Source organism: Arthrobacter sp. 05L417, from assembly GCF_056397865.1.
On record NZ_JBFTOG010000054.1, the window covers coordinates 1 to 15,987 of the forward strand.

Sequence of the window (15,987 nt, forward strand, 5' to 3'; positions counted from 1 at the left end):
CGCGGTTTCGGTGAAGCGGCGTTCCGTGAAGTTGCGGACATCATCGCCGAAGCGCTGATCGCCGACGCCGACGCGGACCTCTCCGGCCTGCGTCACCGCGTGGAGGCACTCGCCGCCGCGCACCCGCTCTACCCGGGCGTCGCGAACCTAGGCTGACCGTCTTTGGTCGCCTTGCCCGTTGGGGCCGGCATCCTCCGCGTGCTCGGTCGCGTAGACGCCCGCTGAGCGGACGTTTTCGCGACCGAATGGGCCCACGCCGTCCGGGTTCCCTGACCGAGCTTGCGAGGTTAGGGGGGCGGCGTAGACGCACGCTTCCGGATACCGGTCCCACAGGGGCCGTGTCCCTCACCTTCTCCACGAAACGCGAGAACATTGACCGTTCGCTCTGGTGACGGCTACATGGCGGGTGAGTGGGTTCCGGAAGCGTGCGTCAAAGCGACGAAGGAGCAGCACGCGGAGGAACTCGCTCACTCGCCCCCAACCCGACCACAACTAACTAAGGAAGCCGCCATGGGCGGCCTCGCCGTCAACGTCGTCGAATGCTCACGCTCAAGGTCTACCATTCAACGGAAGGCGATCGGGCTGCCTGGAGCCTCCCGGCGTAGGCTCGTAGCGGATGCCAGTGCCGCCGTCGGGCAGTATTAGTTGAGCAGTACGGCGCTCAAGAGAAGCAAAGAGGCAGGCAATCCATTGAACGCCCTGGCAGAGATGTTCAGGATCGGTCCCGGCAACAAGGACCATCACCCGGCTGTGCGCTGCGCGGTGGGCGTCTTCCTGCCATTGATCACCCTCGTGTTGTTCGGACGACTGGACCTTGTGGTCTTCGCCAGCTTTGCGGCGTTCACGAATATCTATGGCCGTAACGAGCCCCACAGCCACCGTTTTCGAAGCCAACTCAGGGCCGGTTCGCTGCTGCTGGGCATCATCCTGCTCGCCACCCTGACGGCCAGGGCCGCGCAGGGCTTGGACGCGTACGTGTGGATCCTTACGCTCGGCACCACGTTGGTTGCTGCTCTTTGCTCCGCGGTGACTGCGCTGTGGAGGCTTCGCCCGGCAGGTTCCCTCTTTCATATTTTTGCTTTCGCCGCGATCGCCTCCGTTCCCCAGCAGCCGCCGCTTTGGGAAGGGATGCTGGCCGCCGTCTTGACTGCGGTGTTGGCGTTGCTGATCGGAATGTCGGCACGGGTGGTCCCGAGCCACCGGACGCCCTGGAAGCGACCGGCGGCGGACCGGCTGCTGCCCCAGGAAATCCGGGCAGCTTGGCTGGAAGGCTCAGGCTACTTCGTGGCTGCCGGGCTGGCTGGAACGCTTGCTACCTTGGCCGGGCAGCGGCTCGGGTTCGGACACGGCTATTGGGCCATGGTGGCGGCAGTGGTTCCCTTAGTGGGGCGCAGTACAAGGCATCGGGTGCAACGGGGAATCCAGAGGATCGTGGGGACCCTGCTGGGGTTGCTGGTGTTGGCCGGAATCCTCTGGCTCGGCCCGGCGCCATGGCAGATGGTGTTGGTGATTGCCGTATGCCAGTTCGGGGCTGAGCTCTTCATTGCGCGCCAATATCTCGTGGCACAGATATTCGTCACTCCGCTCGCGCTCATTTCCACTCTGCTGGTTGCCAACGTCCCGCCCGGGCTCTTGCTGCGGGACCGCATCGTCGAGACGGTGATCGGGGCCGCCGTCGGCGTCGCGGTGGTACTGGCGCCTGCGGCATGGTCCCGGGTCAGGGAACGGGGCGCCCGGAGCTAAGCGAACGACGGCGCTCGTTGTGGTTCAACCCGACGATGTCACCGGGTGCCGATCGTCAGAATGACCAATTGGCATGCATCCGAAACCTGCCAAGCTGGCTCAATGCGCACACTTCTAAAGGGCGGCCGGGTCATCGACCCCGGCACCGGACACGACAACATCAGCGATCTCCTCATCGAGGACGGCCGCATAGCCGCGGCAGGGGCCCAGCTGTCCCGCGCCGAGACCGAAAGGGCCACGGTCATCGACGTCAGCGGATGCATAGTCGGTCCGGGCTTCGTCGACCTCCACAGCCATGTTCATTCCGTCGCCGGGCAGCGCCTGCAGGCGATGGACGGAGTCACGACGGCACTTGACCTCGAAGCTGGGCTGGCCCCGGTCGCTGCGGCGATGGCCAATGCCGCGCGCGAGGGCCGCCCCCTCAACTACGGCTTTTCGGCCTCCTGGGCGCAGGCGCGCGCCTTTGCTCATCTAGGCGAGGCACCGGTCGCCGATGTGCACAACGCCCTCGGCTTACTCGCCAAACCAGAGTGGCAGCGCAGTTCGACCCCGCGTGAGTTGAGCACCTGGCTCGCGCAGCTCGAGACAGAGATCGCAGACGGCGCTCTCGGAATCGGCATCCTGCTCGGCTATGCGCCGCGCACCGATCCGGCGGAGTTCCTTGCGGTCGCCCGTCTCGCCGCCGCAGCGAAGGCTCCCACATTCACCCATGTGCGTGAATTGATCGAGGCGGACCCGACGACACCGATCGACGGCTCTGCGGAGATCATGATTGCCGCCGCCGAAACCGGCGCGGCCATGCACCACTGTCACGTCAACAGCACCTCCCGCCGCCACATTGACCGTGTGCTCGGCATGCTCGAACGCTCTCAGGCCGAGGGAAACCGCGTCACCGTGGAGACCTACCCCTACGGTGCGGGCAGCACCGCGATCGGCGCATTCTTCCTCGATCCGCAGCGCCTCGGCGCCTGGGGCATCAAGCCGAGCGACATCACGATCGTCACCACCGGTGAACGGGTCGCGGATGCCGCGCGCCTGACAGAGATTCGCCGCACCGACCCGGCCGCCGCGTGCGTAGTCGCGTTCCTCAACGAAGAGGATCCGAGCGACCGGGCCCTCCTTCAGAGCGCCCTCGCCTTTCCCGATGCCATCGTCGCGAGCGATGCCATGCCCGTCACGTGGGCCCGCGAAGTTCGCGAATCACTCCAGTGGCCGCTACCGGCCGGGGGCGCCACCCACCCCCGCACGGCAGGAACGTTTGCCCGGTCGATTCGCATGATGGTGCGTGAGACCGGCGTCTGGAGCTGGCTGGAGGCATTCCGGCGCTGTTCCTACTTGCCGGCGCGCGTTCTCGATGATGCAGCGTCCGGCGCACGGGCCAAGGGCCACATTGGTATCGGTGCGGACGCCGACATCGTCGTGATCGAGCCGGAGCGCTTCTCCGACACCGCAAGTTACTTCGATTCCACCCGTCCCTCCGTCGGTGTGCGCCATCTCTTCGTCGGCGGTACAGCCGTCGTGCGGGGCGGCCTCATGCTGACGGACGCGTTCCCCGGCCGCCCACTCAAGGGAGACCCCCGATGACCGGAACCTACTTTGCTCGGGATGCACGCGACCCGACGCATCTTGCGGCGAGCAGGCCACTTTGTGCGATCGAACCAAGCTGCACACAAGTCTCGTCGTTTGCTACCAGTTTTTAGTGCGGCGGCAGCGAATAGGCTCAGCGAATTCGCATTCTCAACGAGGAGGAACTTTCATGGTGGAATCACTGTCACAGATCGGTGCTTGGGTCGAGGAAAAGCTGCCCGACCTCATCGCCAAATACCAAGTGCCCGCCGCATCCGTGGCGATTCTCAGTGATGGCGACGTGGTCCGGACCGCGGCAGGCATCTTGAACAAAGCGAGCGGCGTAGAGGCCACCACCGACTCGGTCTTCCAGATCGGTTCCATCACCAAGGTCTGGACCACCTCGCTTGTCATGCAGCTTGTCGACGAGGGACTCGTCGACCTCGACGCACCTGTCCGCCGCTACGTCAAGGACTTCGTCATCGCCGACGAGGCCGCCGCGGCGAAGATCACCGTTCGTCAGCTCCTAAGCCACCTCTCCGGTTTTGAGGGCGACATCTTCACCGCCACGACCGAGGGCGAAGACGCCGTCGAGAAGTTCATGCCGATCCTCGCCGACGTGCCACAGCTCTTCGAACCCGGCGAAATGTTCTCCTACAACAACGCAGCCTTCTCGGTTCTCGGCCGCATCGTCGAGGTTGTTCGTGGTAAGCACTATGAGGCTTGCCTGCGCGAACACCTCATCGACCCGCTGCAGCTCAAGCACGCGGCCACGGGGGCAGGCGAGGCAATCATGTTCCGTGCCGCGCTTGGGCACATCAGCCCGACCGAGGGCGCCGCCCCGGAGCCGGCACAGGTCTGGTCACTCGTGCGTTCGAACGCTCCGGCCGGATCCGTTTTCGCTATGAGCGCGAGCAACCTCATCGCCTTCGCAAAGATGCACATCGACGGCGGAGTTGGCCCGGATGGCAAACGGATCCTGAGCGCCGAAAGCGTTGCAGCAATGCAGGAGCAGCAGGTCAAGCTTCCGGAGCTCGGTCTCATGGGCGACAGCTGGGGTCTTGGCTGGGAGCTCTTCAATTGGGAGGGCGGTCCCGTCATCGGCCACGACGGAGGAACAATCGGCCAGAGCGCTTTCCTCCGCGTGATCCCCGGGCAGAAGGCCGCGATTGCGGTGCTGACAAACGGCGGCGACGTTCTTGGCCTTTACAAGGAGCTCATCTCCCCGGTCATCAACCGTCTCACTGGCATTGTCGTGCCGGAGCTTCCCACCCCCGCGAACGACGTCCACGCCATCGATGCCTCGCGCTACGTCGGCACCTACAGCTCACAGGTCGCGGACTCCCACGTCACCCAGGACACAGAGGGGCGGATCTGGATCGAACAGAAGATGAAGGGAATCTTCGCCGAGCTTGCCCTGGAGCGGCCCCCGGTCGAGCTGGTGCCTTGGAAGGGCGACACCCTGATCGCACGCAAAGCCCGTAACGGATTACACACACCGCACGCCTTCGTTGGCGACGACGGCAACGGCAACGCGCTGTACCTGCACACCGGTCGCGCCGACCGCCGGGTGTCGGCATGACCGCCGCCATCTCGGATGTCTTCACGCGGGTTGGAGCCACCGGCTTTCTGCACGCCCGCGAAATCGGAGCGGCTTGCGACCACGAGGTCTCCGTCCGCTCCGACGAGCGCGTCATTCTCGCATCCGTGTTCAAGATCTTCGTCCTGGTCGCCTTTGTCCGCGCGGTCGATGCCGGCCGGCTGGATCCAAGCGGGCGGACAACTGTCACTGCGCGCTACCGCACCGGCGGAGTCGGGACCGCGGGATTCGCCGACGATGTCGAGGCCAGCTGGCGTGACCTCGCCCACAACATGATGGTGATGAGCGATAACGCCGCAACCGACGTCCTCTACCACCGACTCGGTCGGGAGGCAGTCGACCAGGTCGTGAGCGACCTCGGGCTCAGCCAAACGCGTCTGATCGGCTGCTGCGAGGACTTGTTCGCTTCGGTCGTCGAGGACCTTGGCGGCGCGGCGGACTGCGACCTCGAAGAGCTGCTGGAAGCGGCGACGGCCGAGCAGATCTGGGGCCTCTCGATCCTTGATCCGCTGCGTACTGCCGCGTCGACTCCGCGGGACATCACGACACTCCTGAATGCAATCTGGACTGACACCGCAGCGTCTCCAGCGGCCTGCAAGACCGCCAGGGACATCATGGCGCAGCAGATCTGGCCGCACCGGCTGTCATCGGGATTCCCGAGTGATGTACTGATTGCCGCGAAGACGGGAACCGTGCCCGCAGTGCGCAATGAGGCGGGCGTCGTCACCTACCCAGACGGACGGCAGTATGCGGTCGCCGTCTTCACCCGAGCCGACTCGCTGGCAGACCGGTTGCCCGCCGTCGACGCCTCCATCGGCGTGGCCGGTCACCTCGCGGTTGAGCACCTCCGGGCGCTCTCCTCGTAACTCCACCCGCACACATCCCATCCCACACACGACCAGCTGGAGGCATCTCATGCGTTCCATTACCCCACTCGTCGCCCTCGTTGGGGCGGCAGCACTTGCTCTCACGGCCTGCGCCGCGCCCGCCGCTTCCGGCAACCACTCGGGCAACGAGCTTGCGACCGACGGCACATTCACCATGGCAATCGGCGCCGACCCGGGAAACCTCAACCCCATGATCACCGCGATGAATGTCGCGCGCACCATCGACCGCTTCCTCTATTCGCGCCTCGTCGAGGTAGGGAGTGACGGCACCGTCCTTTCCGGACTCGCGAACAAGTGGAAGGCCGACACCACCAACGCCACCTTCACCCTCCGCAAGGACGCCACCTGCGCTGACGGCACCCCGATCACCGCGTCAATGCTCGCGGACAACATCAACTTCATTGCGGACCCGAAGAACGGCTCGCCCCTCGTCGGGCTTAACGTACAAGCCGGCACGGTCGCGACAGGCGACGACGCCACCGGCGTGCTGAGCGTAAAGAGCGGCGCGCCCGACGCGTTCCTACTCGAAAACGTTGGCAGCGTGCACATGGTGTGCGGGCCGGCTCTTGCCCACGCGGATGCGCTCGCCAAGGGTGAAGGCGCGACCGGCATGTACACGATGACCAAGATCGCCCCGAACTCGCAGTACACACTGACCAGGCGCAAAGAGTTCGTTTGGGGCCCCGGCGACTGGGACCCGAAGCAGGCCGGCATCCCCGCCACGGTCATCTTCAAAGTCCTGCCCAACGAGACCACTGCGGCAAATCTGTTGCTTTCCGGCGAACTGAACGCCGCACAGGTTGTGGGGCCCGATTCCGATCGGCTGCGCACCAATAAGCTCTTCTCCAATGATGTTCAGGTTGGCTTGGGACAGATCCAGTTCAACAAGAACCCAAAGAAACTGCTTTCTGATAAGGCACTTCGCCTTGCCCTCACCCAGGACCTGAACCTCGAAAAGCTGCGCGCGGTTCTCTCGAACGGCAAGGGCACCGCGCCGACCAGCCTCGTCAACGCGGCGCCAAACCCTTGCCATGCCGACGTGGCGAAGGCCAACATCCCGGCCTTCGATGTGAAGGCCGCAGCCGACGCACTCGATTCCGCCGGCTGGAAACCCGGGTCGGACGGCGTACGGGAGAAGAACGGGGTGAAGCTCTCACTCACCGTCATCTACCCCTCGTATATTTCCGACTCCTTCGGCTCGACCGCGGAGCTGCTGCAGTCGATGTGGAAAGAGCTCGGCGTTGAGGCGACCCCCAAGAGTGTCGATGCCAACGGCGTGAGCCAGACGCTCTTCGGTACCGGCGACTGGGACGTTGCACTCATCTCAGTCGGCGTTGGCCTGCCCAGCCAGATCGTGCCGTTCTTCGCCGGCTCAACCCCGCCGAAAGGCTCAAACTTCGGCTACACCGATAACGCCGAGTACATCGCCGCCACGACCTCTGCCGCGACGAAGCCGGGCAAGGAAGGCTGTGACGACTGGTCGCACGCCGAGGCAGCACTCATCGCCGCCGCAGACGTCATTCCGTTCGCGAACTCGGTTGTGTCAGTGTTCGGCAGCAAGGCGGAGTTCGTCCAGAGCGACAGCCTCGAGCCCGCGTCAATTCGTCTGTTCAAGTAACTCGGGAAGTTTGGTAGCCCCATGACCAGCACCATGACCGAAACGGTGGCGGCACCGACTGCCGCATCACGCGCAGGAATCAGCCCCTGGCTGACCTTCGCGGTGCGACGCGGCGGACAATTCATCCTCTCGCTGTGGGTGCTGATCACGGCGGCCTTCCTCATGATCCACCTCGTGCCCGGCGATCCCGTACGTGCGGCACTCGGCATGAACGCACCAGCCGAGTTGGTCGAGGCCCGGCGCGCCGCGCTCGGTCTCGACCAACCACTGATCGTGCAATACGTGAACTATTTCGCCAAGCTCTTCACCGGCAACCTCGGAGTTTCCACCATCACCAACGAGCCGGTCGCCCACGTTATCGCGACACGGTTACCTGCCACCCTGCAGCTCGCCCTGCTCGCCTGCCTCCTCGTTCTACTCATCGCCCTTCCGCTCGGCGTCACAATGGCCGTGGCGACCCGCGGCAGCCGCAGACGCGGGCTCGAACTCACTTTCGCCATCGTCTGTGTGGTGTTCGCCGCGATCCCCGAGTTCCTCCTCGGCGTCGGGCTCGTCTACATCTTCGCGGTCAACCTCGAGTGGTTCCCGATCGCGGGCAATGACAGCCCGCTAGGGCTGGTCTTACCCGTCATCGCTCTGGCCATCGGGCCAATCGCTGTCTTCTCACGCATCATCCGCGTCGAGGTCCTCAGCGTCCTCGGCCAAGACTTCGTTCGCACCGCCCGCGCCAAGCGCCTGGCGCCCCGCAAAATCTATATCCGCCACGCCCTCCCCAATGCCATGACGGCGACGCTCACGCTCACCGGTCTCCTCCTCAGCGGCATGGTCGCGGGCACCGTACTTGTCGAGAACATCTTCGCTTGGCCCGGCCTCGGCACCATGATCGTGCAGTCCATCCTGTCCAAGGACTACCCGGTGGTGCAGTCCGTCGTGCTCATCTATGGAATCGGTGTACTTCTCGTCAACCTCGTAATCGATATCGTGCTTGCACTTCTCGACCCGCGCTCTACAATCCGGGAGTCCTGATGCCCACTCGTCTGAAATGGCTTTCCATCGTCCGTAGCCCGGTCGGTGCCACCGCCACGGTTCTCGTCCTTATCGTTGCCCTGCTTGCGATCTTTGCCCCACTGCTCTGGGGCGCACAGGCCGAGGCCATCGACACCGCTGGCACACAGCAGGGTCCAAGCGCGGAGCACCTCCTTGGAACGGATGCGCTGGGTCGCGACGTTCTCGCCCGCGTGTTGATCGCTACCCAGCTCTCGGTCGCACTCGCGGTCATCGCCGTCGTCATCGGCGTCACTGTCGGAACCCTGCTCGGTACGGCCCCATCAGTACTCCCGCGTTGGGCCGCACGCCTCGTCGTCGGCATCGTCAACATTGCCGTCGCGTTCCCTGGCCTCCTGCTCGCGCTGTTCTTGGCCGCGGTCTTCGGTGTCGGCGCGACCGGGGCCGTGTTCGCGATCGGTTTGGCCATGGCCCCGAGCTTTGCCCGCCTCACTCAGACTATGTCTGCCGCGATCGCGGGCCGTGACTTCATCTCTGCCGCGCGCGCCGCCGGGGTCTCGCGGCTGCGCGTGCTCATCCGGCACGTACTGCCAAACATTGCCGAGCCTCTCATCGTCAACGCGACCGTTGCAGCCGGCGGCGCGCTACTGGCCTTCGCCGGCTTGTCTTTTCTCGGTATCGGCGTACAGGTTCCCGCCTACGACTGGGGAAAGCTGCTCAGCGAGGGACTCAACCGCATCTACATCAACCCCGCCGCAGCCTTCGGCCCGGCCGTCGCCGTCGTCGTTGCCGGCCTCGCGTTCAACCTGCTCGGAGAGACCGCCGCATCCGTTGCCGGCGGCCGCGTGGCCACCGGTCGTTGGACGCTCCCGCCGCTGCCACAGCCCGCAACTCGTACGGTTCCCGCCTTTCCTAACGTTTCCGTCGGCACGATTCTCAGCATCGAGAACCTTCGCGTCTCGTACCCAACCCCCAACGGTCTGGTGCACCCCGTTCGCGGGGTGAGCTTCGAGGTCAGGGAGGGTGAGGCGCTGGGGGTGGTCGGCGAATCCGGCTCGGGCAAGAGCCTGACCGCGCTGGCCGCCTCACGGCTCATCGAACCGCCGGGTGTCGTGGACGCCGATCGACTCGAGTTCAATGGCATCCAGATGCTCACCGCGCCGGAGAAGACCATTCGTGGGCTGCTCGGCACATCACTCGCAATGGTGTTTCAGGATCCAATGACCTCGTTCAACCCCACCCGGCGCATCGGCAGCCAACTCGCCGAAGCCGCACAGGAACACCAGGGCATGAGCAAGAAGGACGCCATGAAACGCGCCGTCAAGCAGCTTCAGGCGGTGCGCGTGCCCGCGGCCACCCGGCGCGCCGAACAGTACCCTCACGAATTCTCCGGCGGGATGCGACAGCGCGCGATGATCGCGATGGGCCTCATGAACAGCCCCAAACTGATCATCGCCGACGAACCGACCACCGCCCTGGATGTCACGGTGCAGCGCCAGGTTCTTCGGCTCCTCGAACGGGTGCGCACCGACACGAACGCGGCGATCCTGCTGATCAGCCACGACATCGCAGTCGTCTCGCAAAGCTGCGAACGCGTGCTTGTCATGTACGCCGGCCGCGTCGTCGAAGATCTTCCGACGGCGGAACTCTACACGGGCGCACGCCATCCCTATACCCGCGCCTTGCTTGAGGTCGTGCCCGATCTCGACACCGACCGCGAACAGCCCCTCGGTGTGATTCCCGGCCGCCCGCCGGCACCCGGCGAGGTACCGCTCGGATGCGCCTTCGCGGCTCGTTGCCCGCTGGCCACGGCACAGTGTCGCGAGTCCGACCCCGAGCTGGAGACCCACAGAGACAAGCACCGGGTCGCCTGCTGGAACCCCGTAGGGGGCGATACTCGCGTGACACTGCCGGAACTCAGCACCGCCGCACCGCGCACGGAAGCTACGCCGGTCGCAACCGTGGGAGGCGCGCAGTGAGCGAGCTACGTTTTGATCATGTCAGCGTGAGATATGGATCCCGCAGCACAGGCCTGACCGCCGTCGATGACGTCTCGCTGACCATCCCCTCCGGTTCGGTCGTCGGCCTCGTCGGCGAATCAGGCTCGGGCAAGTCGACGCTCGCCCGCGCCGCCATCGGACTCGCCCCTGTCACGGGCGGCGCGATCACGCTCGACGGCGTCGACGTCGCGAAACTGCGGCGCCGGCACCCAATTCAGATGGTCTTTCAGGACCCGTTCTCCTCGCTCGATCCACGGATGGCGATCGGCGAGTCCATCGCCGAGATGATTCCGCGTGGCACGTTCTCCTCAGCCGCGGCCAAGCGCGCCGAGGTCGGGCGCTTGCTTAAGCTTGTCAACCTTGACCCCGACCGTGCGGGTTCACTCCCTGGCGCTCTCTCGGGCGGCCAACGTCAGCGCATTGGCCTCGCTAGGGCGCTCGCCGCACGACCCGAGGTCATCATCGCCGATGAGATCACCTCGGCGCTTGACGTCTCGGTGCAGGGCTCGGTCCTGAACCTGGTGCGCAATGTCTGCGCCGAGCTGGAACTCACGATGCTGTTCATCTCGCACAACCTTTCGGTCGTGCGCTATCTGAGCGACTACATCGCAGTGATGTACCTCGGCCACATCGTCGAGCTCGGACCGGTCGATGAGGTGTTGAACAACGCCAAGCACCCGTATACCCGCGAGCTGCTCGCATCCGTGCCGACCCGCAACGGCAACCTTCTTGCCGTTGATCCGGCCGCTCCGATGGACGTCGAACCCGCAGACCCACATCACCCGCCGAGCGGTTGCCGATTCAACCCCCGTTGCCCGATCGGGCCGCTCGTCCACCCCGAGCGTCAGATCTGCGTGCAGAGCGCGCCACAGCTTCCCCCGACGCCGGGGCACGCCACGGCCTGCCACTTCGCCGACCCCACGAGGGACCGTGTACCCCAACCTTTCGAACCCGCTTGGTAACAGCATCCGCTCCAGCCAAACCCCGCACCGCGTAACTCATTGATCAGGAGACCCACACGATGGCACAACAACGTGTAATTGACGACCTCATTGCCACGCAGCTTCCAGAGCAGCCCGCTCTGTCGCCGGACGGCAGCAGCATCGCTTACGTTCTCAAGACCACCAACCGCGCCGAAGACCGCGACGAACGCTCGCTGTGGCTCGTGGCCGCTGAGGGCGGCGAACCGCGCCGGTTGACCCGGGGGACAGGCGACTCGACGCCGATATGGAGCCCGGATGGAACACGCCTAGCCTTCCTGCGCGCCCAGGACGGGCCGCCCCAGATTTGGGTTCTGCCGATCGGCGGCGGCGAAGCCGAACAGGTCACGACGCAGCCTCTCGGCGCTGGCGCCCCCGTGTGGAGCGGCGACGGCACACGCATCGCGTTCTCCGGCGCCATCGACTCCGCCGCGCTGCCCGGCGAAGGCAGCGAAGACTTCGCGAAGCGCCGCACGGCACCAATCGTCGCAAACAGGCTCGGCTACAAGGCCGACGGCGCCGGTCTCCTTGGCACTCTGCGCAAGCACATCCATGTCCTGAGCCTCGGCAGCGGCGAAATCACCCAGCTGACCCGTGGCGACTGGCACGCCGGCGATCCGGTCTGGTCGCCGGACGGCGAAAGGATCGCCTTCTCCACCGGCAAAGAGGCCGATTCAGACCTCACCTTCGAGACGGCCGCCTACGTGATTTCCTCGAGCGATGGCAATGCCAGGCCACGCCTCGTGGGTGCGGCCGACGTGCAGCTCTCCGTCACCGGCTGGACGCCTGATGCCGCCAAGCTCATCGCCGTCGGTCGCACCGATGCCGAGGTGGGAAACGCGAGCGTGCTGCTCCTTCCCCTCGACGGCGAAGCGCCACGAGACATCTCTTCGGCTCTCGACCGAAATGTCATGCCGGGTGGCGCAGGCTACCCCGGGGCTCTCCCGCAGCTGAGTGCGGATGGCCAGACAGTCATCTTCTGCCTGCGCGACGGTGGTTACACCCACCTCTACGCTACGAGCATCGACGGTGAGGTGCAGCGCGTCATCGTCGGCGGAGCGGCCAATGTGTCCGGCGTCTCCGTCGTCGGCGACACCGCCGCGATCGTGCTCGCGACGGAAACGTCCTTCGGTGAAGTCGCCACGGTCGATCTGTGCTCTGGCACCGTTTCGGTGCTCACGAGCTACTCGCCAGAGGAGACCGGCGTCATCGTCGCCGAGCCGCGGAGCTTCACGATCTCGGATGGCTTAGTCGTGCACGGCTGGCTGCGCCGCGACCCGCAACGCACCGGCCCCCTCCCGCTCCTGCTCGATGTGCATGGCGGGCCGCACAATGCGTGGAGCGGAGCCGCCGACCCCGTCCACGCCTACCACCACGAACTTGTTGCCCGCGGATGGGCTGTGCTCACGGTCAACCCTCGCGGGAGCGACGGCTACGGCAACGACTTCTTCCGCGGAGCTCTCGGCGGCTGGGGCACGAGTGATGCCAAGGACTTCCTCGAGCCGATCGACGATCTCGTCGCCGAGGGTGTTGCCGACCCCGCACGCCTCGCCGTCACCGGCTACAGCTACGGCGGCTTCATGACCTGCTATCTGACCTCGCGCGACAACCGCTTCGCCGCTGCCGTCGCCGGCGGTGTTGTCGCCGATCTCACGAGCGTCGCGGGCACATCGGATGCCGGCCACTTCCTGTCGCGCCTTGAGAGCGGTGCCCTGCCGTGGAAGAACCCGGAACTCCTCGCCCCGCAATCGCCCTACAGCCAGGTGGGCCAGGTTCGCACTCCGACCCTCATCGTGCAGGGCGGCGAGGACGACCGCTGCCCCGTCGGCCAAGCCGAGCAGTGGTTCACCGCCCTCCGCGAACAGGATGTGCCGAGCGAGCTCGTGCTCTACCCGGGCGGCTCGCACCTATTTATTCTCGGCGGGGCACCCTCGCACCGCGCCGACTGGAACGAGCGCATCGTCGATTGGGTGGAGCGCTATGCCCCGGCCGCCGGCACCCCCGTTCGCAAGAAGGCACTCAGCGCCGCGCACTGGCAGCAGCGCCTGAGCGAGCTGGCGGCCGCCCACAAAGTTCCTGGGGCCACGCTCGGCATCCTGCGCCTCGGCGAGGAACCTGTCCTCGCGAGCCACGGCGTTCTCAACATCAATACCGGTGTCGAAACCACCAACGACTCCGTCTTCCAGATTGGCTCGATCTCGAAGGTGTGGACGGCGACCGTCATCATGCAGCTGGTCGACGAGGGCAAGCTCAACCTCGATGCCCCGATCCTCGACGTGGTCCCCGAGTTCCGGGTTGCCGACGCCGAGGTGAGCAACTCGGTGACGATGCGCCACCTGCTCACCCACACCAGCGGCATTGACGGTGACGTTTTCACCGACACCGGACGTGGCGACGACTGCCTCGAAAAGTACGTCGATGCCCTCTCGGAGGTCAAGCAGAACCACCCCATCGGGGCGACCTTCTCGTACTGCAACTCCGGCTACGCACTCATGGGCCGCGTGATCGAGAAGCTCACAGGTCTCAGCTGGGATGACGCCCTTCGCGATCGCCTGTTCACACCGCTCGGTCTCAAGCACACCGTGACGCTGCCAGAGGAGGCTCTGCTTCACCGTGCCGCCGCCGGCCATGTGGGCGCCGATGAGAACGGCCCAATTCTCGCTCCGATGTGGTCACTCCCCCGTTCGCTTGGCCCTGCCGGCCTCATCGATGCCAGCGCGGCGGATGTGCTCGAGTTCGCCCGCATGCATCTCAAGTCCGGGCTCGCGGCCGACGGTACCCGCATTCTCTCGGCGGAGAGCGCCGAGCTCATGACCACACACCAGACCGACGTTCCCGACCCGTACGTGCTTGGCGACTCCTGGGGCCTCGGCTGGATCCGCTTCGACTGGGGCGGAAAGCGCCTCTACGGTCACGATGGCAACACGATCGGCCAGGCCGCCTTCCTGCGCATCCTGCCAGAAGATGGCATCGCCGTGACGCTGCTCACCAACGGCGGCAACACGCACGATCTGTACACCGAGCTCTACAACGAGATTTTCGGCGAGCTGGCCGATATCTCGATTACGGGATCGTTCGGCCCGCCAGCCGAGCCGTACACGGGCGACATGTCGCGGTATCTCGGTACTTACGAGCGCTCCAGCGTCGTCATGGAGGTCTTTATGGAGGAGGAGGCCGTGCGTATGCGCACGACCGTGAGCGGCGTCGTCGCCGAATCCAGGCCGAATCCCGTCGAAGAGTACGCCCTCACTCCGGTGAGCGATGGCCAATTCGCGTTGCGGGCGCCCGGCACTCAGGGGTGGCTCTCGCTGGTTTTCTACTCACTGCCGACGGGCGAGCAGTACGTGCATTTCGGTGCACGGGCAATGCCCAAGGTGGCGCAGTGAGCTTCGACACCAAGCAGATGCTCGAAGACCTGCGTGCGGTCGTCGAACGCGAGTCGCCCTCGACAGACCTGGCTGCCGTCGCCCGCAGCGCGGACACGATCACGGAGCTCGGGGAACGGCTGCTCGGCTGTTCCCCCGAGCGGATCGTGATCGAGGGACGTACCCACCTGCGCTGGCGCTTCGGTACCCCCCGGGTTCTCGTACTCTGCCACCACGACACGGTCTGGCCGATCGGATCGCTCATCGAGCATCCGTTCGAGATCAACGGCGACGTGCTGCGCGGGCCGGGCTGCTTCGACATGAAGGTGGGACTCGTGATGGCGCTCCACGCCATTGCGGCACTTCCAAACCGCGATGGCGTGAGCCTCCTGGTAACCGGCGACGAGGAGCTCGGTTCGCCCAGCTCCCGGCAGCTCATCGAAGACGAGGCCATTGGATGCGCCGCTGCCCTCGTTCTCGAGGCATCGGCCGACGGTGGTGCCCTCAAGGTTGCCCGCAAGGGCGTCTCACTCTACGAGGTCGCAGTGCAAGGGCGGGCGGCGCATGCCGGTCTCGAGCCCGAGCGGGGTGTCAACGCTTCGATCGAGGCCGCGCACCAGATCCTTGCCGTCGCAAGCCTCGGCGACGCGGAACTCGGCACGACGGTCACCCCGACATTGCTATGCTCCGGTACGACCACGAACACCGTCCCAGCCGCATCCAGCTTCGCCGTGGACGTGCGCGTGCGCACGCTCGCCGAGCAAGACAGGGTGGACACCGCAATGCGCGCGCTCGCAGCGACGTTACCCGATGCCGTGCTGAACGTCACCGGTGGGGCGAACCGTCCGCCACTCGAGGAATCGGCCGCGCTGGATCTGTTCGCCCGCGCCAGCCGCTTGGCTGTGGAGCTCGGGCTCGGCCGCCTTGAGGGCGCCTCAGTCGGCGGAGCCTCCGATGGCAACTTCACGGCCGGGATCGGCGTCCCAACGCTCGACGGGCTCGGCGCAGTGGGCGGTGGTGCGCACGCTAGCAATGAACACGCGCTCGTTGGCGCATGGATCGAACGTACTGGCCTTGTCCACGCGCTCATCGCCGAGCTCATCCACGAGTTTTCACAGACGGATCCCGCCCTGGTCGTCCGCGGAAGAGAGCCGGACTACATTCCGTAGCGCACGACGAAAGCGGGGTACGATTTCGTCGTGCGCAACAATGTCGAGTCGTAC

Annotated in this window: 10 protein-coding genes and 1 pseudogene; all 11 read left to right on the forward strand. The window is 65.6% G+C overall.

The window, feature by feature from the left end; genetic code table 11:
• Positions 1–156 (forward strand): annotated as a pseudogene (locus tag AC1DJW_RS24705) (serine hydroxymethyltransferase); the annotation flags it as partial.
• A 534-nt stretch (positions 157–690) separates the two neighbouring features.
• Entirely contained in the window at positions 691–1,743 is a 1,053-nt protein-coding gene (locus AC1DJW_RS24710) for an FUSC family protein (RefSeq protein WP_476902784.1), read from the forward strand.
• 60 nt (positions 1,744–1,803) lie between these two features.
• Complete coding sequence (locus AC1DJW_RS24715; RefSeq protein WP_284751567.1) at positions 1,804–3,327, forward strand: amidohydrolase family protein; 1,524 nt, start codon at positions 1,804–1,806, stop codon at positions 3,325–3,327.
• Positions 3,328–3,499: 172 nt separating this feature from the next.
• Complete coding sequence (locus AC1DJW_RS24720; RefSeq protein WP_390281948.1) at positions 3,500–4,891, forward strand: serine hydrolase domain-containing protein; 1,392 nt, start codon at positions 3,500–3,502, stop codon at positions 4,889–4,891.
• Positions 4,888–5,775, forward strand: a complete 888-nt coding sequence (locus tag AC1DJW_RS24725) for a serine hydrolase (RefSeq protein WP_476902785.1) — start codon at positions 4,888–4,890, stop codon at positions 5,773–5,775. The genes AC1DJW_RS24720 and AC1DJW_RS24725 overlap by 4 nt, the downstream gene beginning before the upstream one ends.
• A gap of 49 nt (positions 5,776–5,824) precedes the next feature.
• On the forward strand, positions 5,825–7,414 hold the full coding sequence (locus tag AC1DJW_RS24730; RefSeq protein WP_476902786.1) for an ABC transporter substrate-binding protein: 1,590 nt from the start codon (positions 5,825–5,827) through the stop codon (positions 7,412–7,414).
• Between the two features lie 21 nt (positions 7,415–7,435).
• On the forward strand, positions 7,436–8,440 hold the full coding sequence (locus AC1DJW_RS24735; protein ID WP_284751563.1) for an ABC transporter permease: 1,005 nt from the start codon (positions 7,436–7,438) through the stop codon (positions 8,438–8,440).
• Positions 8,440–10,398 carry a dipeptide/oligopeptide/nickel ABC transporter permease/ATP-binding protein gene (locus AC1DJW_RS24740; protein ID WP_476902787.1) on the forward strand — a complete coding sequence of 653 codons (1,959 nt, stop codon included), beginning with the start codon at positions 8,440–8,442 and terminating at the stop codon, positions 10,396–10,398. The genes AC1DJW_RS24735 and AC1DJW_RS24740 overlap by 1 nt, the downstream gene beginning before the upstream one ends.
• 26 nt (positions 10,399–10,424) lie before the next feature.
• Positions 10,425–11,381, forward strand: a complete 957-nt coding sequence (locus AC1DJW_RS24745) for an ABC transporter ATP-binding protein (protein WP_476902788.1) — start codon at positions 10,425–10,427, stop codon at positions 11,379–11,381.
• A 59-nt stretch (positions 11,382–11,440) separates the two neighbouring features.
• Positions 11,441–14,785 carry a serine hydrolase gene (locus tag AC1DJW_RS24750; RefSeq protein ID WP_476902789.1) on the forward strand — a complete coding sequence of 1,115 codons (3,345 nt, stop codon included), beginning with the start codon at positions 11,441–11,443 and terminating at the stop codon, positions 14,783–14,785.
• A complete protein-coding gene (locus AC1DJW_RS24755; RefSeq protein WP_390281941.1) occupies positions 14,782–15,933 on the forward strand; it encodes a M20 family metallopeptidase in 1,152 nt (383 codons plus the stop codon). Before AC1DJW_RS24750 ends, AC1DJW_RS24755 begins: the two co-directional genes overlap by 4 nt.
• Positions 15,934–15,987 lie beyond the last annotated feature (54 nt).

What these genes read in the sequence shown, in the direction of transcription:
- AC1DJW_RS24740 (WP_476902787.1), top strand. Translation starts at nt 8,440, where the DNA reads ATGCCCACTCGTCTGAAATGGCTTTCCATCGTCCGTAGCCCGGTCGGT.
- AC1DJW_RS24715 (WP_284751567.1), top strand. Translation starts at nt 1,804, where the DNA reads ATGACCAATTGGCATGCATCCGAAACCTGCCAAGCTGGCTCAATGCGC.
- AC1DJW_RS24730 (WP_476902786.1), top strand. Translation starts at nt 5,825, where the DNA reads ATGCGTTCCATTACCCCACTCGTCGCCCTCGTTGGGGCGGCAGCACTT.
- AC1DJW_RS24735 (WP_284751563.1), top strand. Translation starts at nt 7,436, where the DNA reads ATGACCAGCACCATGACCGAAACGGTGGCGGCACCGACTGCCGCATCA.
- AC1DJW_RS24750 (WP_476902789.1), top strand. Translation starts at nt 11,441, where the DNA reads ATGGCACAACAACGTGTAATTGACGACCTCATTGCCACGCAGCTTCCA.
- AC1DJW_RS24725 (WP_476902785.1), top strand. Translation starts at nt 4,888, where the DNA reads ATGACCGCCGCCATCTCGGATGTCTTCACGCGGGTTGGAGCCACCGGC.
- AC1DJW_RS24720 (WP_390281948.1), top strand. Translation starts at nt 3,500, where the DNA reads ATGGTGGAATCACTGTCACAGATCGGTGCTTGGGTCGAGGAAAAGCTG.